Here is a 21,381-nt window from a genome sequence, read left to right on the forward strand (position 1 = left end):
TTGATCACTCCCTCGATCCGCGACTCGGACTGGTGCTGGTCGTCACCCGCCGGGCCACACAGTCGACGAGGTGATCGTCCACGAGACCGGCGGCCTGCATCAACGCGTAACAGGTCGTTGGCCCGACAAAAACGAATCCCCTGCGCTTGAGCGCCTTCGCCATCGCCTTGGATTCGGTGGTCTGGGAGGGTACGTCGGCGAGCGTACGCGGAGCCGCGCGCTGACCCTCCGGCGCGAACGCCCACAGGAACGCCGCGAGCCCCTCGTCGAGCTCCGCCGCGACCTGAGCGTTACGGATGGCGGCACTCACCTTCGCGCGGTTGCGGACGATGCCGGCGTCGGCGAGCAGCCGGCGTTCGTCGTCCGCGTCGAACGCCGCGACGGTCGGGATGTCGAAGTCGGCGAACGCCTTACGGAACGCCGGGCGCTTCCGGAGGATCGTGAGCCAGGAAAGCCCAGACTGGAAGGCCTCCAGCGTCAGGCGTTCGAAGAGGCCCTGGTCATCGCGGATCGGGCGTCCCCACTCCTCGTCGTGGTAGGCGAGGTAGTCGGGAGCGGAGGTTGCCCAGGGGCAGCGCGCCCGCCCGTCCGGCCCCACGACGACGGCACTCACCGGCTGTCTGCCGGAGGCCAGAGCGGGTCACGGCGGTTGTGCGGAAGAGGCGCACGAACCTCCGGCGGCACCGCGGACGGAGGGTGGGGGTGAGCCGGGCGGTGACCGCGAAGCTCCCCCTCCAACTCGTTGAGTCGGGCGTCCCGGCCCGCGATCTCGTAGACGAGCCGCCGGATCACCTCGTCGACCTCGTCCATCCGGTAGCCACGGAGGACGACGGAGAACGCCACGCCGTCCACGTCGGAGGCGATGATCGGCCGGCCGGACGGAAGCCGGATGTCATGCCGGTCGGGATAGGCGCGTTCCAGCCCGCCGCCGCGCCCCACCGCGACGGCGGCCGTGAGTCCGAGCACTGCGACCACGAGGACGAGCCACAACCAGGCCATGGGCCCGATCGTGCCACGATCCGCTGACACGTGTGCGGGCGGGGACACCGTGCGCTGGACTCGTGTCGGCCGTGCCAGGCTGATCAGAGGACCCACGACGCCAGGAGGACGAGATGCGGCTGCGGCTGGGTGGGCGGACCTTCGGTCCGGGCGAGTACGCCGTCATGGCGATCGTCAACCGTACGCCGGACTCGTTCTTCGACCGCGGCGCCACCTACGCCGACGACGCGGCCCTCGACCGGGTCGCGCGGGTCGTCGAGGAGGGGGCGGCGATCGTCGACGTCGGCGGCGTCAAGGCGGGGTACGGCGAGGAGGTCAGCGTCGCGGAGGAACTCCGGCGGACCGCGCCGTTCGTCGCCGAGGTGCGGTCCCGCTACCCCGACCTCGTCCTCAGCGTCGACACCTGGCGCGCACCCGTCGCCCGCGAACTCTGCGCGGCCGGCGCCGACCTGATCAACGACACCTGGTCGGGCGCGGACCCGTCGCTGGTCGAGGTCGCGGCCGAGCATTCGGTCGGCCTGGTCTGCTCCCACACCGGCGGCCTGCCACCGCGGACCGACCCGCACCGGGTCGCCTACGACGACGTGGTGGCCGACATCATCGCGCGGGTCAGTGAACTCGCCCGCCGGGCCGTCGCCGCCGGTGTCCGCCGCGACGGCATCCTGATCGATCCGACCCACGACTTCGGCAAGAACACCTGGCATTCCCTCGAGGTGACCCGCCGCCTCGCAGAACTCGTCGACACCGGCTGGCCGGTGCTCGTGGCGCTCTCGCGTAAGGACTTCATCGGCGAGACCCTCGACCTACCGGTGGACGCACGCCTTCCCGGAACCCTCGCGGCGACCGCGATCTCGGCCTGGCTCGGGGCGCGGGTGTTCCGGGCGCACGACGTCCAGGCGACCCGCCAGGTGCTCGACATGGTGGCGTCCATCCGCGGCGACCGCCCACCCGCCATCGCCCGCCGCGGCCTCGTCTGAGCCCGCGTTTCGTCTGAGCCCGCGTTTCGTCTGAGCCCGCGTTTCGTCTGAGCCCGCGTTTCGTCTGAGAACCCGGTCGCTGGTTCGCGGTCCGGCGTGTCACCATCCGGCATGGACCTCGACCTGACCCGCCCGTTCGTGGCCCGGCACATCGGCGAGGCCGTCCCGGGTTTCCAGGCCGCGCTGCTCAGCGGTTCGGTCGTACGCGGGCACGCCACCGCGACGTCGGACGTCGACGTGGTGGTCCTGCTTCCGGAGGGCATGGGAGGGCGGCGCGAGACGGTCTCGTGGGAGGGCACGACCGTCGACATCTTCGCGTACGACACCGACACTCTTGATCGCTACCTCGCGAAGGACACCGAGCGCCGGCGACCCACGCTCTGCTCGCTGGTGCTGGACGGCCTGCTCGTCGCGGGTGACCCCGCGGCCGCCGAGCGGGCTGTGGCCGCGGCGCGGAAGGTGTTCGACGCGGGACCTCGACCTGTGCCGGCGGCTGAGCTGGACCGTATGCGGTACGGCGTGACCGACCTGCTACTCGACGTGGAAGGCTCAGGCGATCGAGGTGAGACCCTCATCCTCGCGGCGACGCTCGTCCAGGCGCTCGGGGATTTCGTCCTCGCCGCGGCCGGACGCTGGACGGGCCAGGGCAAGTGGCTGCTCCGCGAGCTCCGGGCGTACGACAAGGAACTCGCCGCCGGTCTGGTCGCCGCGCACGACGAGCTGGCGCGCTCAGCTGAAGTGGACCCGCTGGTCGGGCTCGTCGACACGGTCCTGGCGGGGTACGGCGGTCGCTATCTCGTGGGCCGCGCCGAGGTCGGCTGACCGAGACTGGTGGGACCCTCATACGTGGAGCGGAGTTGATCAACGGTCCCCGAACCTGCTTGCAATGATCACGTATACGTGGTCATTGCATGCCTTGCATGGTGCCGATGCCACGTGAGGCGGGTACTCGCCACGTAAACGTGGTCATTTCGGCGGATTCCCCCGCCCTTGATCAACTCCGCACCTGGGATCGGGTCAGTTGGTGAGCCCGTGTACCGCCCCCGCGCCGTTCCCCTCAGCGCCGTTCCCATCGGCGCCGATACCGAGCGAGGCGTCGGCGGGCTGATCCATCGCCTGGATGATGCTCACGGCCTCGTCGACGTCATCGGTGACCTGCAGCAGGTCGAGGTTCTCGGGGCTGATCTTGCCGCCGGCGAGCACTGTGGTGCGCAACCAGGACAGCAGCCCCGACCAGTACTCGGACCCCATCAGCACGATCGGGAACGACGTGACCTTCCGCGTCGTGACGAGGGTGAGCGCCTCGAAGAGTTCGTCGAAGGTTCCGTAGCCGCCGGGCAGCACCACGAAGCCCTGCGCGTACTTCACGAACATTGTCTTGCGGGCGAAGAAGTACCTGAAGTTGATGCCGACGTCGACCCAGGGGTTGAGACCCTGCTCGAACGGCAGCTCGATCCCGAGCCCGACCGAGACGCCGCCGGCCTGACTCGCGCCCTTGTTCGCGGCCTCCATCACCCCGGGACCACCGCCGGTGATGACCGCGTACCCCGCCTCGACCAGCGCCCGACCGAGCCGCTCGCCGACGGCGTACATCGGATCGTCGACCGGCGTCCGGGCGCTGCCGAAGACGCTGATCGCCGGGCCAAGCTCGGCCAGCATCCCGAAGCCCTCGACGAACTCCGACTGGATGCGCAGCACCCGCCACGGGTCAGTGTGGACCCAGTCGCCCGAGCCGCGACTGTCGAGCAGCCGCTGGTCGGTCGTGGTGGTCTGTACCTGGGTTCGGCGCAAAACGATCCGCCCGCGCTGTCGCTCGTGCGGCGGCTCGGGCTGGATGGTCGGGTCGTACGACTTCTCGGACATGCCTTCGAAGGGTAACGGTCGAAAGCCATGACCGGCTCAGGGCTGACGGAGAGTAGGCAGGTGCTCGACCCGGCGAATCAGACTTTTCGCCGATCCGAGGCCACCCCGCAACCTTCGCTTGGCGCCGCCGGGTCGGAATACTGGAGCGGCCCGCCACGCGCCGGGGGAGGTGCCGCCCGCCATGATGGGCCCGGTCACCGGGACCAGGGAGGTCTGATCCGCCGTGAATCTCGACGAACTCGTCCAACTGCGCCGTGACCTGCACCGGTACGCCGAGCCGGCGTTCCTGGAGATCCGTACGTCGAGCATCGTCGCCGCCCGCTTGCGCGACCTGGCGGTCCCCATGCGCCGCGGCAAGGACGCGATGCGGGTGGAGGAGGTGGCGGCGTACCCCGACGACGCGACCCGGGCCCGCATGCTGGCCCGCGCCGTCGCGACCGGCGCGGACCCCACGCTCGCGGACTTCGCCGCCACGGAGGGCACCGCGATCATCGCCGAACTCGACGGCAACCGCCCGGGTCCGACCTGGGGCATCCGCTGCGACATGGACGCGCTGCCGCTGACCGAGGCCGCCGACGAGCGCCATGCTCCCGGGGCGCTGGGGTTCTCCTGCGCCGACGGGTTCATGCACGCCTGCGCGCACGACACGCACACGGTGATCGGGCTCGCCCTCGCCGAACGCCTGACCGACCGCGACTTCCCCGGGCGGGTTCGCATCTTCTTCCAGCCAGCCGAGGAGGGCGGGCGCGGTGCCGCCTCGATGATCGCGGCGGGTGCGGCGGAGGGGGTGGACCGGTTCGTCGCCGTACACCTCGGCCTCAACCAGCCGGCGGGTACGGTCTTCGGCGGCTGCGAAGGACTCCTCGCCACCCACAAGCTGCGAGCGACCTTCAGCGGCGTGGCCTCGCACGCGGCGGGTGCACCGGAGGCGGGCCGTAACGCGCTGGTCGGCGCCGCGACCGCGCTGCTCAACGTGATGGCGCCGCCGCGATGCACGCCCTCGACGTCGACATCGAGCGCACGGGCGGGTCGACCACCATGGACTGCGACGCCGCCCTCGTGGACGCCGTGGTGGCGATCGCCGCGGCGAAGTACGGCGACGACCGGGCGCATCGCCTGCACCAGATGGGCGGGAGCGACGACGCCAGCCTGTTCGCCCGCGAGGTGCAGCGTCAGGGCGGCCTCGCGACGTACATGCTCGTCGGCGGCGGCAACCAGGCACCGCATCACAACCCGTACTTCGACATCGACGAGGCGGCCATTCCGGTCGCGGTCGACGTGCTGGACGAGCTGATCCGCAGCACACTCTGAGCCATGCGATTCTCCGCGCTCTCCCACCTGTCCTGCCCGCGCTGTCAACGCCAGCTTGACGCCGACCAGGTGACCAACGTCTGTGACTGTGGCTCGCCGCTCCTCGTGGAGTACGACCTCCCCGCGATCCGCGCCGGCGCCGACCGCGACGACGTGGGCCGCCGGGCGCCGTCCCTGTGGCGCTACCACGAGCTGCTCCCGGTCCGGTCACCTGAGCAGGTCGTCAGCTTCGGGGAAGGCATGACGCCACTGGTGCCCATGCCGGCGTTCGGCCGTGAGGTCGGCGTTCCCAGACTTCTCATGAAGGACGAGGGGCTCATCCCGACCGGGACGTTCAAGGCCCGTGGTGCGGCTGTCGGGGTGTCGCGCGCACGTGAGCTCGGCGTCAAGAAGATCGCGATGCCCACCAACGGGAACGCCGGCTCCGCCTGGGCAACGTACGCCGCCCGTGCCGGCATGCGGAGCTTCATCGCCATGCCGCTGTCCGCGCCCGAGATCTGCCGCCGCGAATGCCTGGTCGTGGGCGCCGAACTCGCCCTCGTCGACGGGCTCATCGGGGACGCGGGCGCACTGGTGCGAGCGACGCTGGCCGAGCGCGAGGGGTACCTCGACGTGTCGACACTGCGCGAGCCGTACCGCATCGAGGGCAAGAAGACGATGGGGTTGGAGATCGCCGAGCAGCTCGGCTGGCGTACTCCCGACGTGATCCTCTACCCCACCGGCGGCGGTGTCGGGCTGATCGGGATCTGGAAGGCACTGCGTGAGCTGGTCGAGCTGGGCTGGATCGAGGGCCCGCTGCCCCGCCTCGTCGCCGTGCAGGCGCAGGGGTGCGCGCCGATCGTCGCGGCGTACGAAAGCGGCGCCACCGAGAGCGAACCCTGGCCGGACGCGCACACGGTCGCGTTCGGGATCACGGTGCCGAAGGCGCTGGGTGACTTCCTGATCCTGCAGGCGGTGTACGACACCGGCGGCTGCTCGGTCGCGGTGTCAGACGCCGATCTGCTGGCCGAGCAGCGCCGGGTGGCCGAACTCGAGGGCGCCTTCGTGTGTCCGGAGGGCGCCGCCGCGTTCGCCGCCGTACGCCAACTCCGCGGCTCGGGCTGGATCGGCGCGGACGAGGAGGTCGTGGTGCTCAACACCGGGACCGGCCTGAAGTACCCCTCGACCGTGCCGCTCCCCACCTGACACCTGCCGGGTGATCATGAAGGCAAAGAGGGCTAGGTGTCCCGAAAGTCTTCATGAACGAGATCATGATCACGGGAACGGTGCGGCGGACCCGGCACCTTCGCTCGGCCCCTAGTGCTAGGAGGAGAGCCAGGCGCGCATGCGGTCTTCGCACTGGTGAAGCTCGGCGATCTCGACGTACTCGTCCTTGCTGTGCGCGAGCTGGGGCTCACCGGGGCCGTAGTTGACCGCGGGTACGCCGAGCTCGGCGAACCTCGCCACGTCGGTCCACCCGAACTTCGGCCGCGGCTCCGCACCCACCGCTTCGATGAACGCCGCCGCCGCGGGCCGCGCCAGCCCCGGCGACGCGGCCGGCGCGGAGTCGCGAAGCTCCACGGTGTAGCCGTCGAAGGTCTCGCGGACGTGCGCGAAGGCCTCCTCCTCTGACCGATCTGGTGCGAAGCGGTAGTTGACGGCGATGCGGCACTCGTCGGGGATCACGTTGCCCGCCACGCCTCCGGTGATCCCGACGGCGTTGAGGCCCTCGCGATAGACGAGCCCGTCGACCGGCACCTCGCGCGGGTGGTAGTCGGCCAGCCGGGCGAGGACGTCACCGGCGGCGTGGATCGCGTTGTCGCCCATCCAGGCCCGAGCACTGTGCGCCCGCCGGCCACGCAGGATGATCTCCGCGCGAAGCGTGCCCTGGCATCCGCCCTCGACCTGGGCGGCGGACGGCTCCATGAGGACGGCGAAGTCGCCGGCGAGGACGGACGGGCGCTCTCGGGCGAGCCGCCCCAGGCCGTTCTTTTCGGCCTCGATCTCCTCGCAGTCGTAGAAGACGTACGTCACGTCGCGGACCGGCTCGGTCAGCGTCGTCGCCAGGCGGAGCGCGACGGCGACACCACCCTTCATGTCACACGCGCCCAGGCCGTAGATCCGGTCGCCGACCCGTCGAGCGGGCAGGTTGTCAGCCGCCGGAACCGTGTCGAGATGCCCGGCCACGACCACCCGCTGCGGACGGGACAACTCCGTGCGCGCCACCACGGTGTTACCGAACCGCGCGGTCGACAGGTGCGGCAGCGGCGCGAGCGCGGCCTCGACAGCGTCGGCCAGCGCGCGTTCGTTGCCGCTCACCGACTCGATGTCGATCAGAGCGGTGGCAAGGTCGGCGACGTCGGCGTACGGATCGATGCTCGGCATGCCCGAAGTCTGCCAGTCCACACCCCCGACCGGCCGCCGGCCAGAACACCTCGGTCAGCCCGCCGGCCACGACGCCCACGGGCGGCATCCGCCGGCCCTCGACAGCTCGACAAGCGAGTCGCCTTTGTCACCATCTGAGTTTGCCGACCCGCTCACTCACAGGCACGGGACTCTGGCAGGCTGAGCGGCATGACCGACACACCTGGTGCCTGGGGCTTCGGAATCGCGACGACGACCTTCCGGGGCAAGGTCCTCGACACCTGGTATCCCACGCCCGCGCTCGGGGCTCCGGGGCCGGGGGACGACACGCCGCCCGCAGAACTCACCGCGCTCGAAGGCGAGGACGAGCTGCGTAACGTACGCCGTTCCGTCGTACGCACGGTCCTCAGCTCGCTCGACAACCCGCCCGCCGACGCGGCGGATGCCTACCTGCGCCTCCACCTGCTCTCGCACCGGCTGGTCCGCCCGCATGAGAGCAACCTCGACGGGATCTTCGGGGTCCTCGCCAACGTGGTCTGGACCAACGTCGGCCCCTGCGACGTCGAGGGCTTCGAGCAGACCCGGCTGCGCCTGCGGGCGGCCGGCCGGGAGGTCACGGTCTACGGCGTCGACAAGTTCCCCCGCATGGTCGACTACGTCCTGCCCACCGGCGTCCGGATCGCCGACGCTGACCGGGTGCGGCTCGGCGCCCACCTGGCCGAGGGCACGACCGTCATGCACGAGGGGTTCGTCAACTTCAACGCGGGCACGCTCGGCGCCTCGATGGTCGAGGGTCGGATCTCCGCCGGCGTGGTGGTCGAGGACGGATCTGACGTCGGCGGCGGCGCGTCGATCATGGGCACCCTCTCCGGGGGCGGCACCGAGGTGATCTCGGTCGGCAAGCGCTGCCTCATCGGCGCCAACGCCGGGATCGGAATCTCCCTCGGGGACGACTGCGTGGTGGAGGCCGGCTGTTACGTCACAGGGGGTTCGAAGGTACGCCTGGCCGGCGGCGAGATCGTCAAGGCCAGCGAGCTTTCGGGGAGCCCTGGCCTGCTGTTCCGGCGTAACAGCGTCTCCGGTGCTCTCGAAGCGATGTCTCGCGGCGGCACCGGCATCGAACTCAACTCCGCCTTGCACTCGAACATCTGATGGCAATCCCGAAGGCCGCTCGCGTCACCCTGGCTCTCGTGGTCGCCGCCGGAGTCGTCGTCGCGGGCTCGTTCGCGCTGAGCAACGCGTTGTTCCGGCAGGTCCTCACCGAAGGCTGCCAGGCGACCGTCGGCGGCGTCACGACCCGTCTGACCGTCGAGGAAGCCGAGAACGCCGCGCTCATCTCGGCGCTCTCGGTCCAGCGCGGGATGCCGGCCCGGGCCGCGAGCATCGCGCTGGCGACGGCGTACCAGGAGTCCGGGCTGCGCAACATCAACTACGGCCACCTGGACTCGCTGGGACTCTTCCAGCAACGCCCGAGCCAGGGGTGGGGCACTCCGGAGGAGATCCTCGATCCCTACTACTCGTCGGGGCGGTTCTACACGGCACTCGCGAAGGTCAAGGACTACCCGAGCCTGGAGATCGCCGAGGCGGCCCAACTGGTCCAGCGCTCCGCCGACGGGAACGCCTACGCGCAGCACGAGACCAACGCGCGGACACTCGCGTCCTCGCTCACCGGACAGTCGGGCGCGGCGTTCTCCTGCGAGCTACGGCCGCCAACCGCCGCGCAGGCTGACGACCTCCGCACCGAACTCCTCAAGGCCTTCGGCACCGGTTCCTCCGGTAGCCCGTCCGGGCCCCAGGGAATCCGCGGTCGCGTCGCCGCGCCCAAGACCCCAACACCCAGTAACGACGGGGACGCGCCAGTGGTCGACATCCCAATCAGCGCGTCGACGCAGGCGCTCGGCTGGTCGATGGCGCAGTGGTCGGTCGCGTACGCCAAACGCTTCGGCGTGGTCTCGGTTTCGTACGCCGGGCGGTCATGGTCGGTGGACAGCTCCAAGGAGGGGTGGCGGGCTGATCCCGAGGCTCCGTCCGGCCGGGTCCGTATCGTCCTCGCCACGCCACAGTGATCACCGGCTCGGACGGAGCCACTCCACCTACGCCCGCCTAGCGCCCCCAGGCCACGGCGGGTGAGAACCTCCGCACCTTGACGGCCACACCAGCCTGCACCGCGCCGACCGCGATCGCGGCGAGCCCAGTCAGCCCCAGAGCCGTCGCGAACGACAGTGTCGGCAGGAGCAGGAACACCGCCCCGAGCCCCACCGCGACCAGGCCCGACACGACCAGCCCGGCACGCCCCGGATGGTGCCCAGACAGCGCCACCATCAGATCGACGAACCCGGTCAGCAGCCAGGTAAGCGACACGAGTACGACGAGGAACTCCGCACTCTCCAGCAGCCCCCGCAGGCAGATCGCGCCGCCGGCGACGAACAACCCGCCGACGAGTACGGAGAACACCGTCTCGCCCATACTCCGGCCGGCACTGATCAGGAGGCCACTGGCGACCCGCGCGCCGCCGAGCAGGAGAAGCCAGCCACCAACGAACGCCGCGAACACCGGCGGTCGGACGTTCGGCCAGACCAGGAGCAGCAGGCCGAACACGACCGACAGCAGCCCGAGTCCGAGCAAGAGCCACCACGTGAAGGCGCCGCACTCGGGGCGTGCCGGGGCACTGTGCCGGCCCGGCACGAGGGCTTCGCGAGCGTCACCGTTCACCGGCTTCTCGTCCGTGGGCTCGGTTTCCCGCAGCGGGACGTCGACAACGGCCACGGGCGTGGTGTCCGTCGTCGCGGGCTTGCTCGGGGTGCTCGGCTTGCCTGACGTGGCGGTCGCGGGCTTGCCCGTCGTGGCAGTCTTGATCGTCCTTTTCGCGTCCCCGTCGGTCGCGGTGACCGCATCGGACGTACTCACGGCGGTGGTCTTGCTGGCCTCGGTTGTCGTACCAGCGGCGGTGGCCGCTACCTCCTCCCGCTCGGGACCATCACTCTCACTCGCCGTGGGTGTGGTCGCCTTGGCCGGAGCGTCGGACTTCTCCGTACCCGCGCTCAGCGCCGCCTTCTTCGGGACACCGCGGGCACTCTTACCTCCGCGGCGTGGCGCATCCCCACCGCGGTCCCGTTCGGCATCCTTCCCCGCACGCGCGGCCGTCCGGCCCGACCGTCCACCAGTGCGCTCACCCGGCCTGCCGGCGGGTGCCTTGCCGGCCCCACCGCCACCCGCGGTGCCCGAAGTCGCCTCGCGTGAGCCCATGTCCGGCGACTCCTCCGATACTCGTGCCCCACTGGTCGGGGACGCAGTCATGCCCAAAATCCCTTCGTCGACATGGCGGCGCCGCGACAGACACACCCCCCTCGCGCGCGGGCTCTGGGCGCGCGTGATGTCTGGGTACGCCTCGGGTCGCCGGCGCCGTCCGGTGATGCGTTGGTAGGCATCTACCCAGCCGGCCCTTTTTGCACGCCACATCGTCGAGGGGTTGCCCCCTTCGCGGGTATGAGATGCCTCACGCGTCTGACGAACCGCGCGAGTGGACCCATCCGGCCCGGGCGACAGACATGCGGGTGCGAGCTAGCTGGGGCGCCGCGCGGCAAGTCGCCGCCATGCAAGGCACATTGAGGTCCAAATGATCACGTATACGTGGCTCCTACATGCCTTGCATGGCACCGACAGCATGCGAGGCATGCAATGACCACGTATACGTGATCATTTGGAGCAGAGCTCGCTCGCCAGCGCGCATAAAGGCGCCCTCAGGCGGAGAGAACCCGAAGCATGGACGACCTCACCGCCGCGATGAACTCAGGAGTGACCGACCTGCAGCGGGTCCGCGCGTTGCGGTCGTACACCTGGGGCCGGGTGTTCCTGGGTGGCCTCGTCCTGTGGGTGTTCACGGTTCTCGTCACCTTGGTGACGGGGAGCTCGGCGTTGCTGCCGACCATCGTCCTGGGTGGTGCCTTTCTCGTCCCGATCACCTACGTGACCTGGCTCTGCGAGCGCGAGCAGGGCCGGGACCTGTCGTACGCCATCATCCTCAGAGCACTCCTGGTCGGCGCCACGCTCGGCATCGCCACCACCTCCGTGTTCGAGTCGTACTTCCGCGGACCGTCGCCGTTCATGTACGTCGGTGTGGCCTTGGGCGCGGAGCTCGCCAAGCTGCTCGCCATCCTCTACGCCGCGCACGGACTCAGGCGCCGGACACTGCGCACCGGCCTCCTGCTGGGCGCGGCCGTGGGATTCTCCTTCGCGGCGTTCGAGACGGCGGGCTACGCGCTCCAGGCGCTCACGAACGTCAGCGGTCTGTCGGTGCGGGACATGGTCGAAGCCGAACTCCTGCGCAGTATCCTCGCGCCGATCGGTAGTGGGCTCTGGACCGCGATCGTGGGCGGCGTCCTCATCGCGGCGACACAGAACGGCCGCTGGCGGTTCACCCCCGGCATCCTCTTCGCCTATCTCGGCGTGTCGGCCCTGCACGCCGTCTGGGACTCCATTCACAGCGTCGCGGTGATGTTCACGCTTCTCGTCACGGGCACGCCCTGGGATCTGCGGTTGTTCTCGCTCGGATACATCCCCCAGCCGACCGACGTCCAGATCCAGCTTTTCACCATCACCAGCTGGATCGGATATCTCTTCGTCGCCGCTCTGGGCCTGCTGTGGCTCGGGATCCTGCGCCGACGAATCATCGCCACCAACGCCACCACCACCTCGACCGACGTTCCCCAGGCACCCGTCAAGGGCCGGGAGTACGCGTAGATGTTGTGTGGGATCCGGCCCCCACGGCTTCGCCCCTAGGGCTCACCCCCACCGCTGAGGGGACGGGAGTCACGACGTGGCGTGGCTCCCGTCCCCTCAGTCAGCACCTCTGCGCTGGCCGGCCACGTGTGGGGCCGGTCCGCGGGACGAAGGTCAGCGGTCGTTCATAGGAACGAACGCACGCTCGGGCTCGCCGATGTAGACCTGGCGGGGCCGGCCGATCTTGGTCGCGGGGTCACCGATCATCTCCCGCCACTGGGCGATCCATCCCGGCAGACGACCAAGCGCGAACAGAACCGTGAACATCTTGGTCGGGAAACCCATCGCGCGATAGATCAGCCCGGTGTAGAAGTCGACGTTCGGGTAGAGCTTGCGTTCGACGAAGTAGTCGTCGTGGAGAGCGACTTCTTCAAGCTGCTTGGCGATCTCGAGAAGCTGGTCTGACTTGCCCAGGCGGCTGAGCACCTCGTCAGCGGTTTTCTTGATGATGGCGGCGCGCGGGTCGTAGTTCTTGTAGACCCGGTGCCCGAAGCCCATCAGCCGGACGCCCTTTTCTTTCTTCTTCACCCGGTCGACGAAATGCGCGACGTTCCCACCGTCGTTCGCGATGCTCTCGAGCATCTCGAGGACCGCGGCATTGGCCCCACCGTGCAGAGGACCGAACAACGCGTTGATTCCAGCGGAAATCGAGGCGAACAGATTCGCCTGGCTCGATCCGACCAGCCGGACGGTCGAGGTGGAGCAGTTTTGTTCGTGGTCGGCATGCAAGATGAACAACAGGTCAAGAGCCTCCGCGACCGCCGGATCGACCACGTAGGGCTCCGCCGGAAGGCCGAACGTCATACGGAGGAAGTTCTCGATGTAGCCGAGCGAGTTGTCGGGGTAGAGGAAAGGTTGACCAACCGTCTTCTTGAACGCGTACGCCGCGATCGTCGGCAACTTGGCCAGCAGCCGGACGGTCGAGATCTCGACATGCTCAGGATCAAACGGGTCAAGGCTGTCTTGATAGAACGTCGAAAGGGCGCTGACCGCGGACGACAGCACCGGCATCGGATGCGCGTCCCGCGGGAAACCATCGAAGAACCGCTTGAGGTCCTCGTCGAGAAGAGTGTGGCGGCGCACATTGTCCGCGAACTTGTCGTACTGCGCCTGCGTCGGCAAGGAGCCGTAGATGAGGAGGTACGACACCTCCAGGAAGTTGCTCTTTTCGGCGAGTTCCGAGATCGGATAACCCCGATAACGGAGAATGCCAGCATCACCGTCGATATAGGTGATCGCTGAGGTGCACGCCCCGGTGTTGACGTACCCCGGATCAAGCGTCACGTGCCCGGTCGCCCTCAGCATCGCCGAGATGTCGACGCCCGAGGCACCCTCGGTCGCCGTTACGACCGGAAGCTCGACCTCCCCGTTAGCGTGCTTCAGCGTGAAATGTACGTCCGTCACGCCCATGTCCTCCGTCCTGCCCTCTGCGGGGTCCTAGGGGTTCGGCCCCTGGACCAACACTGTCGGCCCCGGCCGGGAGGAGCCGGCCGCGGAGGGACCCGCCAACCATCTGTCCACATCAACGAACGACGGTCGCCTGAGACCTCCACGACGTACGAGCCGTTCGCCGGTCGGCGTGGCTCGTTGAACGGCATCCTCCCTGTTCTGTCGTATCGCCCCCTGTGCTGCCGGGCGATCTTCCTTCGAACGTCGAGGGTCACGCGGGATCTCGCGTGCCCGTCAACCGGGCCGCAGCAGCGGCGACCCGTTCGTCAGTCGCGGTGAACGCTACCCGGACATGCCGGACACCCGCCGCTCCGTAAAACTCACCAGGCGTGACGAGAACACCCCGGTCCGCACACCACCGCACGGTCTCCCAGCAGGGTTCATCCCGGGTCACCCAGAGATACAGCGCACCCTCAGAGTGGTCGACCTTGAACCCCGCGGCCTCGAACGCCCGGCGCAGCACCTGCCGGCGCGCGGCGTACCTCGCGCGCTGCTCGACCACGTGCTCGTCGTCGCCGAGGGCGTCCGTCATCGCCTCCTGGACCGGCCGCGGCACCATCATGCCGGCGTGCTTGCGGACCTCCAGAAGCTCTTTGACGCAAGAAGGATCACCGGTGACGAACCCCGCGCGGTAGCCCGCGAGGTTTGACCGTTTCGACAGTGAATGGACGGCCAGGATGCCCTCGTGGCTTCGTCCGCACACGTCCGGATGGAGAACCGACACCGGCTCGGCGTCCCAGCCGAACTCCAGGTAGCACTCGTCAGAGACCACGAGGGCGCCGCGCTCGCGTCCCCAGGCGACGATCTTGGCCAGATGGTCGGGCGGGAGAATCCGCCCCGTCGGGTTGGAAGGTGAGTTAACCCACACCAGTTTGACGGGTTCTGGTCCCAACGCGACCGTCGAATCCGACGCGATCACGGTGCAGCCGGCCAGCTGACCGCCGACCGCGTACGTCGGATAGGCGCTCTCTGGCACGACCACCACGTCGCCCGGGCCGAGCCCGAGCATGGTGGGTAGCCAGGCGACGAACTCCTTGGACCCGATGGTCGGCAGGACCGCCACGGGGTCCACGCCGGTGATGCCGAACCGGCGCTGGAGATAACCGGCGGCCGCCTCACGGACCTCGGAGATGCCGTGGGTGGTGGGATAGCCCGGAGCGTCAGCCGCCCGACAGAGCGCCTGCCGCATCCTCGAGGGAGTGGCATCGACTGGCGTACCAACCGACAGGTCGACGATTCCGTCCGGGTGGGCGGCCGCGCGTTCCTTGTCAGGAAGGAGACGGTCCCAGGGAAAGTCCGGCAGCGGGCCTCGCACGATCTCCCTCTCGCTTGCCTCTTCGAGGGCCCGCAGATGCTGGGCAGGCCCACGAACCGTCCCGGACGACGGCGGGCTGGTCGCCCGAGTCGTCCGGAAATAACCGGGATCTGCGGGGGCACGGCGGCCCCCACGACGCTATTCCTCGGTGCTCTGCGGCGGCAGCGCGGCGATCAGCGCGTGATCCTTCTCGATCACGCCGGTCTTCGAGGCGCCACCCGGCGAACCGAGGTCGTCGAAGAACTCGACGTTCGCGGCGTAGTAGTCCTTCCACTGATCAGGGACGTCGTCCTCGTAGAAGATCGCCTCCACGGGGCAGACCGGCTCGCACGCACCGCAGTCGACACATTCGTCCGGGTGGATATAGAGCATCCGATTGCCTTCGTAGATGCAGTCGACGGGGCACTCGTCGACACAGGCCCTGTCCTTGAGGTCCACACACGGCTGCGCGATGACGTAGGTCACCGGTTCCTCCTCTGTCGAACTGACACACCTAGTATCGCCAGGTCGGTTCAGGAGATGACAACGAAGGGTCCATTCTGGTGCCTCTGTCGGTTGCGGACGTCGGCCGGAGGGTGGTCGTACGCCGGCGGCTGGGGTTCGAGAACGACCGGCCGGTGTACGGCGACGTGCTGGGCATCCTCGAGTCCTGGACCGGTGGTCGGCTCAGGATCCGGCGGCGCGACGGCGAACTGGTCGAGGTCGCCGAGCGGGACGTGGTCGCCGGCAAGCCGGTCCCGCCACCGCCTGAACGCCGGTATCGGCCGCCGCCTGACTGAGCTGGCTGGCCTGGGTTCGGTTGGGGCTGCGCTTGCTGGGGCTGCGTCTGCCTGAGCTGGGCTCGGCCCGACTTGTCTGCTGGGGCTGGGCCCGGCCCGACTCCGCTCGCCCGATGCTGGCCTTCGCCGCCCAGCCCTCCTCGCGCCCCTCGCAGAGAAACGCAGGTTCCCCGTGTCTCGTACCGCTTCCGCGTCCGGCACCACCTCCTCCCCCGACGCCGGACAGCCGGCGACCGGCCTGGACCTCGCCCTGGTGGCGGCGCGTGGTTGGCCGGCTCTGACGACGGAGCGGCTGGGTGGGTGGCTCCTGCAGGCCGCCGACGGTTTCACCAACCGCTGCAACTCGGTCGTCCCGGCGGGTGAGCCGGGCGTCCCGCTCGACCAGGCGCTGGAGCTGGTCCGGGACTTCTATGCCGGGCACGGCCTGCCGGCGCTGATCCAGGTGGTCGGTGGTACGCCGTTGGAGGCAGAACTACGGGCTCGCGGATGGTCGGTGCGCGGGAGCGGTAAGGACAACGCGACGGCGGCGAAGCTGCGGGTGGCGCCGCTAAGGGAGTTCCTCGCGCGGGCGGGTACGCCGGCGGTGGACGTCGAGGTGACCAGTGAGCTGGACGCGGACTGGCTCGCGCTGTACGGCCGGACCACGACACCCGCGGCGGCCCGCCATGTCCTCGCCAGCCCCGAGCAGGTCGCCCTCGCCCGCATCGGCATGGAGGTGGGGTTGGGGCTGGCCGGCATCGGGCGCGGGGTGGTCACCGGCTCGTGGCTCGGGATCGCAGCCATCGAGGTCGCGCCACCCCACCGTCGGCGCGGCTTCGCGCGGGCGGTCATGAGCGCCCTCGGCCAGTGGGGACGCGACCGCGGCGCCAGCTGGGCGTACCTCCAGGTCGGCTCCGGCAACACGGCCGCGCTGGCTCTCTACGACCGGCTCGGCTTCCGGACCGACCACGAGTACCGCTACTACACCCCTCCGAGCTGACCCCGCCTACATGCCTCGCCTACATGCCTCGCCTGGGTGGCCATGCCTGCGTGCCCCGCCTACGCGGCCATGCCTACCTGACCTCGCCCCTCCTCGACGGGCACCATGATCAACCAGGCCGTCAGTGGTCCCGGCCCGTGTGACAACCCGCGGCGCTCAAGATCATTTCGGAGAAGTGGCCCACGTTCCGCGCGGAACGTGGGCCACTTCCCCGAAATGATCTTGGTCTGGGCCAAGAGTTGCTCACGATGCGAGACCGCCCACCGAGGTTGCGATGACTTGGCGGAGGAGTTTCGGCATAGAAGCCGAGCCACCTCCACCAAGTCGCCCCCGCGCCGCTCGGGACACGGCCAATCCTGGTGGCCGCCGGGTCGGCGAAGTGCCGGAGGTTGGGCACACTCAGGCGCGACACCCAGTCCCGCGTCAGTCCCCCGCGTCAGTCCCCCGCGTCAGTCCCCCGCGTCAGTCCTGCGCCACGGGGTGGGGAGTCAGGCCGCGGTTTTGTTGTTTGTCCGGCGGCTTGTTGTCCGGCGCCGGACCGCAGACGATCTTGTCCTCGGGGTTGTACTTCACGTGGTCCGTCTCGGACTTCGCGAGCTTGCCGTCGAGGTAGATCCACCGGTGGACGTCGACATCGAAGCCGGCGGCACCATCGGGCTGGTCGACACAGCCGGGCTTCTCGTCGTAGAGCGTCTTGGGCGGCCGGATGTTGTACCTGTCGGTGGTCTTCGTCTTCACTTCCCAGTACTTCGTGCTCCACAACCGCACCCTGATCCGGCCCTGGCTGCCGGGGGTGCTGAGGGTGCGCTTGGCCTCGATGTAGACGCCGTACGGCGTGTTGTTGCGCCACCTCAGGTCGAGCGAGCCCCAGTAGACCGTGGCTTCGCGACCAACCGGGTAGCGGGGAATGTAGAAGCCGTGCGGGCGGTGCTCGACGTCCTCCATCCCGGCGAAGAAGCCCGCGTTGTAGGTCGTGGTCGCCACCTGCGACACGCCGCCGCCGAGTTCTTCGCGCAACCGGCCACCCTTGATCACGAAGCCCTCGGTGAAGCCGTTCTCGGCGGTCCGCTCACCCACGAGTCCGTTGAGGCTGAACGTCTCGCCCGGCTTGATGAGCGCGCCGTTGATCAGCTCGGCGGCCCGGCCGATGTTGGTGTTGCGGTAGGAGGCGTGCGGGTAGTAGGTCGTGAACTCCCCGACAACTTCCTTGATGCCAAAGCCCTGCAGCAGCTTGGTGGTGACCTTGGGGTCCGTGGTCACGGTCTGCACCTGTGCGACGCGCTCGCCCCCGGACTTCGGCAGCGCCGCCAGCACGGCCGAGGCGAGCCGGTCGGGGGGCACGGTGTGGCCCTGCTTGCTGGGCACGATGGTGGGCTTGCCACCGGAGATCTTCACCGTGGCGTCCACCGGCTCGGTCTGCACGTCTTTCAGCTTCTTGGCGACGTTCTTCTCCAGCGCCTTACCGTCCAGCTTGGGTGCGAGCGCGCCGCCCTTGCCGACCATCTTCAGGGCCGAGCCGATCTCCTCTGGGGTGGCATCGAACGACTTGTCGCCGACCCGCACGGTCACCGGGCCCGACATGGCCGGCGTCGCGAAGTCCTGCAGCGCCTTCTGGACCTCCGCCGCACTCACCGAGGGTTTGCGCTCGGCGGCGGGAAGCGCGATCGGGCCGCGGGTGACCAGGAACTCCTGCTGGAGCCGCAGGCCCGCGGCCTTCTGGTCGAGCTGCTGCCCGGCCTTGGGCGTGGTGGCCTTGGGCGTGCCTCCGGCGAAGGTGATGCCACCCTCGCTGGCCGGCTTGTCGACCTTGGCGGCCAGCGACTTCATCGCCTTGCCCAGCTGCGACTGGTCGACCGTGAGGACGGGGGGCGTCTCGTCGCCACCACCGAGCGCACGTGCCAGGCGTACCGGATTGAACGTACGCGGAACGTAGGCAGCGTCCGTGGTCGCCTGGAGGTCGAGCGCGAGGCCCACGTCGGCGGGGTCGAGCGTGTAGGTCTGGCCACCCGCCGTGACCTTCAGCGGCTTGTCCGCTTCGGGAAGGAGTTGGTCACGCAGGCGTGCTTCGGCCGCCGAGCGGGACAGCCCGCCGAGAGGCACGCCGGCCACGGTGGTGCCGCGTGGGACCCGGTCGCCGAAGGCGAAGACGAGAATGGAGTAGACGCCGAACAACGCGACTACCACTCCGGCGGCGGCGAGCGCGATGATGCGGCCGCGCCGCTCGGGCGGAGGCGGTGGCAAAGTGATCAACTGGCTTGGGCCACCCGGCTCGAACACAACCCCTCCGAATGCTTTGCTGTGGTTCGGCGGCCAAATCTAGGCTGCGATGCCGACAATCTCGCCAAGACTAAGGGTTACGCGGGTCGTTCTGTCGTACCGGCGCCTACCCGTGAGACGCGATTTGAGTACGCGGGTCGCCGAATTAATGAGATAAGTCCGACACATCACCCATAGCGGCACGTGCCTCCGACAGCCCTCAGACGCCGGAGTCCGGCGGGTTTCCGTCTTCGGCCTGGCCGGCGATCCTGGGCACCGGGTGGTAGCCGCCCGAGTAATAGACGAGCGCCGCCGGATTGTCGGGACCGTCTCCCGGCGTACCCGCCTCCGTGCTCACCACCAGGCCGACCAGGATCGAGTGGTCACCGCCGTCGTAGACCGCCCACGTACGACACTCCAGCCGCGCGATCGCGTCTGTCAGGAGTGGGGCACCAGTGAGCGACCGGTGAGTGGCGATGCCGCCGAACTGACCAGAAAGCGGGCGCCCCCGGGTCGCCAGCCGGCTCGCGACCTGCTCGCTCTCAGCGCCAGCGGCGAGGACCGACACCGCCCAGATACCACTGGCGAGTACGGCGTCGTGGAATCTCGCGGCCTTCTCGACGCACACAAGCACCAGCGGCGGCGCCAGCGACACCGATGTGAAGGCGGTCGCGGTCATCGCACGGTCGTCCCCGTCAAGCCGGGTGGTGACGATCGTCACGCCACTGGCGTACCGCGCCAGCGCCGCGCGGTATGCGGCCGCGTCGACCGGTGACCAGGCCGCGGCCTCGGGCCGCGCGGTTGCTGGCGAAATGGGCGCTGTCGTCTGATCATCTAGCTCTTCGAGCACGTCCACGGACCATACCTTCGTGAGGTATCGGTGCCATTACGCAGCGGCCGGGATTGGACCAGCCCGGCCACCTGAACCCTGCGGGCCCGGTCGCACCTCAGTCCGGACTGCTGGCCATCGCGCGGATGAGCTGCCAGGCCGCCACGATCACGCCGAACAGGACGAATCCCAGGCCGTACCAGTCGCCGGCGAGCACGATGTCGCCCTCCGGCCGGGGCCACAGCGCCGCGACCACGGGAATCGCCCACCCCACCGACGCGGCCAAGACGCCCGGGACGCCGAGAAGCCGGCGCCCCTGCCCTAACAGCATCCCCGCCGCGGCGATCCCGAGGACCAGCCCGAACGGCAGGCCAGCCCCCAACACGTCGGCGTTCATCCGCGAGACGAACAGCCCGGCGAGACCCGTCAGGATGCCGAGGAGGGCGAGCAGGAGGAGTCCGACCCCCCGTAGGAATGCCGACACGAGTCGGAGCCTACGCGGGCCCGCCCCGGGTCCCGCTCGCCAGCCGTGCCCCCGGCCGATCGATGCCGGGGGCAGTTTCGATCAGTTCCGATCAGGCCACGCCGGAGAACAGATCGGTTTCCACCCCGGTCTGCGGGTCCCGCTCGCCCGGCGTCCCCCGGATCAGCCGGTAGCACTCCTCCGCCCAGACCTGGTTGCCCAGATTGTTGGAGAGCGCGAAGAATGGCCCGTCCACGCTGATCTGCGTCGCGTGCGCCCGCATCGCCGCCATCTTCTGCTCGACGTGGACGCCACCGTCGATCCGCGCGTCGATGAGTTCGTCGGGCACGAAGCTCGGCGGCAGCTCGCCGTCGGGGTCGAGGCCCTCGAAGGTCGTGTCGCCCGCGTCGCGCAGCCTGCGGAGCCCTTCCCGGAAGTTGGTCTCGGGCATGGCCGTCCAGTAGACCTTCGGGATGTCCCAGGCGTCGCCGAGGTCGCGGCGGTACGACGGCACGCCCGCCAGCGCATGGGCGTACGTCGCAACCCGGTGCGCCTGGATGTGGTCGGGGTGGCCGTACCCTCCGAAGTCGTCGTACGTCACGAGCACCTGGGGCCGTTGCTCACGGATCACCGCGACCAGGTGGTCGGCGGCCTCCTTCAGGTCGGCCCGCCAGAAGCAGTTCGGCCGGTCGTTGGCGGGAGTGCCGATCATGCCCGAGTCGCGGTAGCGCCCGGCACCGCCGAGCCAACGCTGGTCGCTGACGCCGAGCGCGGCCATCGCGTCGGCCATTTCCTTCTCGCGGTGCTCGCCGAGTCCGTCCTCCTGATCGGCGGCGAGGTGCACGAGATCGGGGACGAGGACCTCGCCTTCCTCGCCTCTCGTGCAGGTGACCAAGGTGACCTGCGCACCTTCGGCGACGTATTTCGCCATCGTCGTGCCGTTCCCGATGGTCTCGTCGTCGGGGTGGGCATGCACAAGCAGAATTCTTCGATCGGCCATGCGCCCACCCTACGGACTGCCGCCACCAAGGGCCCGGCA

21 protein-coding genes and 1 pseudogene are annotated in these 21,381 nt (G+C 69.3%); 10 read left to right on the forward strand and 12 right to left on the reverse strand.

The genetic code is table 11. From position 1 onward, the window contains the following. Positions 1-4: 4 nt before the first annotated feature. Together B141_RS0137185 and B141_RS44910 are read right to left on the reverse strand one after the other, a co-directional pair. The gene (locus tag B141_RS0137185; protein WP_020580246.1) at positions 5-613 is read right to left on the reverse strand and encodes a DNA-3-methyladenine glycosylase I; all 609 of its coding nucleotides are present in this window, start codon (positions 611-613) and stop codon (positions 5-7) included. Next, on the reverse strand, positions 610-999 hold the full coding sequence (locus B141_RS44910; RefSeq protein WP_020580247.1) for a DivIVA domain-containing protein: 390 nt from the start codon (positions 997-999) through the stop codon (positions 610-612). Before B141_RS44910 ends, B141_RS0137185 begins: the two co-directional genes overlap by 4 nt. A 113-nt stretch (positions 1,000-1,112) precedes the next feature. Between B141_RS44910 and folP the strand changes: the two genes are divergently transcribed. Continuing rightward, positions 1,113-1,976, forward strand: coding sequence for a dihydropteroate synthase (gene folP, locus B141_RS0137195; RefSeq protein ID WP_020580248.1), 864 nt, complete (start codon positions 1,113-1,115; stop codon positions 1,974-1,976). Between the two features lie 111 nt (positions 1,977-2,087). Next, positions 2,088-2,798, forward strand: a complete 711-nt coding sequence (locus B141_RS46660) for a nucleotidyltransferase domain-containing protein (RefSeq protein ID WP_020580249.1) — start codon at positions 2,088-2,090, stop codon at positions 2,796-2,798. Positions 2,799-2,993: 195 nt separating this feature from the next. On the opposite strand, the gene B141_RS0137205 is transcribed toward B141_RS46660, so the two are convergent. Beyond that, complete coding sequence (locus tag B141_RS0137205; protein ID WP_020580250.1) at positions 2,994-3,839, reverse strand: LOG family protein; 846 nt, start codon at positions 3,837-3,839, stop codon at positions 2,994-2,996. A gap of 223 nt (positions 3,840-4,062) precedes the next feature. On the opposite strand from B141_RS0137205, the pseudogene B141_RS44920 reads away from it, so the two are divergent. From B141_RS44920 to B141_RS0137215, 3 genes and pseudogenes are all read left to right on the forward strand, one after another. Continuing rightward, positions 4,063-4,800: pseudogene (locus tag B141_RS44920) on the forward strand (amidohydrolase); the annotation flags it as partial. Positions 4,801-4,877: 77 nt separating this feature from the next. After that, positions 4,878-5,150, forward strand: coding sequence for a M20/M25/M40 family metallo-hydrolase (locus tag B141_RS53195; RefSeq protein WP_420313623.1), 273 nt, complete (start codon positions 4,878-4,880; stop codon positions 5,148-5,150). 3 nt (positions 5,151-5,153) lie between these two features. After that, the gene (locus tag B141_RS0137215; protein WP_020580251.1) at positions 5,154-6,335 is read left to right on the forward strand and encodes a threonine synthase; all 1,182 of its coding nucleotides are present in this window, start codon (positions 5,154-5,156) and stop codon (positions 6,333-6,335) included. A gap of 117 nt (positions 6,336-6,452) precedes the next feature. Here B141_RS0137215 and dapE read toward each other — a convergent pair whose 3' ends face one another. Further along, positions 6,453-7,514, reverse strand: a complete 1,062-nt coding sequence (gene dapE, locus B141_RS0137220) for a succinyl-diaminopimelate desuccinylase (protein ID WP_020580252.1) — start codon at positions 7,512-7,514, stop codon at positions 6,453-6,455. Positions 7,515-7,703: 189 nt separating this feature from the next. Between dapE and dapD the strand changes: the two genes are divergently transcribed. After that, complete coding sequence (gene dapD, locus B141_RS0137225) at positions 7,704-8,645, forward strand: 2,3,4,5-tetrahydropyridine-2,6-dicarboxylate N-succinyltransferase (RefSeq protein ID WP_020580253.1); 942 nt, start codon at positions 7,704-7,706, stop codon at positions 8,643-8,645. Next, entirely contained in the window at positions 8,645-9,559 is a 915-nt protein-coding gene (locus B141_RS0137230; protein ID WP_020580254.1) for a VldE C-terminal domain-containing protein, read from the forward strand. The genes dapD and B141_RS0137230 overlap by 1 nt, the downstream gene beginning before the upstream one ends. A 37-nt stretch (positions 9,560-9,596) precedes the next feature. Here the strand turns inward: B141_RS0137230 and B141_RS0137235 are convergent, their stop codons facing one another. Then, complete coding sequence (locus B141_RS0137235; RefSeq protein ID WP_020580255.1) at positions 9,597-10,739, reverse strand: DUF308 domain-containing protein; 1,143 nt, start codon at positions 10,737-10,739, stop codon at positions 9,597-9,599. Positions 10,740-11,255: 516 nt separating this feature from the next. Between B141_RS0137235 and B141_RS44925 the strand changes: the two genes are divergently transcribed. Next, positions 11,256-12,233, forward strand: coding sequence for a PrsW family glutamic-type intramembrane protease (locus B141_RS44925; protein ID WP_020580256.1), 978 nt, complete (start codon positions 11,256-11,258; stop codon positions 12,231-12,233). Between the two features lie 153 nt (positions 12,234-12,386). On the opposite strand, the gene B141_RS0137245 is transcribed toward B141_RS44925, so the two are convergent. From B141_RS0137245 to fdxA, 3 genes are all read right to left on the reverse strand, one after another. Beyond that, a complete protein-coding gene (locus tag B141_RS0137245; RefSeq protein ID WP_020580257.1) occupies positions 12,387-13,682 on the reverse strand; it encodes a citrate synthase in 1,296 nt (431 codons plus the stop codon). Between the two features lie 250 nt (positions 13,683-13,932). Continuing rightward, positions 13,933-15,036, reverse strand: coding sequence for a succinyldiaminopimelate transaminase (gene dapC / locus B141_RS0137250; protein WP_020580258.1), 1,104 nt, complete (start codon positions 15,034-15,036; stop codon positions 13,933-13,935). Between the two features lie 138 nt (positions 15,037-15,174). Beyond that, on the reverse strand, positions 15,175-15,501 hold the full coding sequence (fdxA, locus tag B141_RS0137255; protein WP_020580259.1) for a ferredoxin: 327 nt from the start codon (positions 15,499-15,501) through the stop codon (positions 15,175-15,177). A gap of 77 nt (positions 15,502-15,578) precedes the next feature. Between fdxA and B141_RS0137260 the strand changes: the two genes are divergently transcribed. Together B141_RS0137260 and B141_RS44930 are read left to right on the forward strand one after the other, a co-directional pair. Beyond that, positions 15,579-15,815, forward strand: coding sequence for a putative acetyltransferase (locus tag B141_RS0137260; RefSeq protein ID WP_020580260.1), 237 nt, complete (start codon positions 15,579-15,581; stop codon positions 15,813-15,815). Positions 15,816-15,987: 172 nt separating this feature from the next. Continuing rightward, the gene (locus B141_RS44930; protein WP_020580261.1) at positions 15,988-16,794 is read left to right on the forward strand and encodes a GNAT family N-acetyltransferase; all 807 of its coding nucleotides are present in this window, start codon (positions 15,988-15,990) and stop codon (positions 16,792-16,794) included. A 462-nt stretch (positions 16,795-17,256) separates the two neighbouring features. Here B141_RS44930 and B141_RS0137270 read toward each other — a convergent pair whose 3' ends face one another. The 4 genes from B141_RS0137270 to mshB all read right to left on the reverse strand — a co-directional run bounded on the left by B141_RS0137270 (position 17,257) and on the right by mshB (position 21,342). Then, positions 17,257-19,071 (reverse strand): VanW family protein, encoded by a 1,815-nt coding sequence (locus tag B141_RS0137270; RefSeq protein ID WP_020580262.1) that lies wholly within the window; start codon positions 19,069-19,071, stop codon positions 17,257-17,259. Between the two features lie 199 nt (positions 19,072-19,270). Continuing rightward, positions 19,271-19,906: a flavin reductase family protein gene (locus B141_RS0137275; protein ID WP_020580263.1), complete on the reverse strand. Its 636-nt coding sequence runs from the start codon at positions 19,904-19,906 to the stop codon at positions 19,271-19,273. Between the two features lie 91 nt (positions 19,907-19,997). Continuing rightward, positions 19,998-20,363: a DUF6113 family protein gene (locus B141_RS48860; protein ID WP_020580264.1), complete on the reverse strand. Its 366-nt coding sequence runs from the start codon at positions 20,361-20,363 to the stop codon at positions 19,998-20,000. 91 nt (positions 20,364-20,454) lie between these two features. Next, positions 20,455-21,342: an N-acetyl-1-D-myo-inositol-2-amino-2-deoxy-alpha-D-glucopyranoside deacetylase gene (mshB, locus tag B141_RS0137285; protein ID WP_026257934.1), complete on the reverse strand. Its 888-nt coding sequence runs from the start codon at positions 21,340-21,342 to the stop codon at positions 20,455-20,457. Between the last annotated feature and the right edge of the window lie 39 nt (positions 21,343-21,381).

Source organism: Actinopolymorpha alba DSM 45243 (genome assembly GCF_000373925.1).
In the GTDB taxonomy this organism is placed as follows: Bacteria; Actinomycetota; Actinomycetes; order Propionibacteriales; family Actinopolymorphaceae; genus Actinopolymorpha; species Actinopolymorpha alba.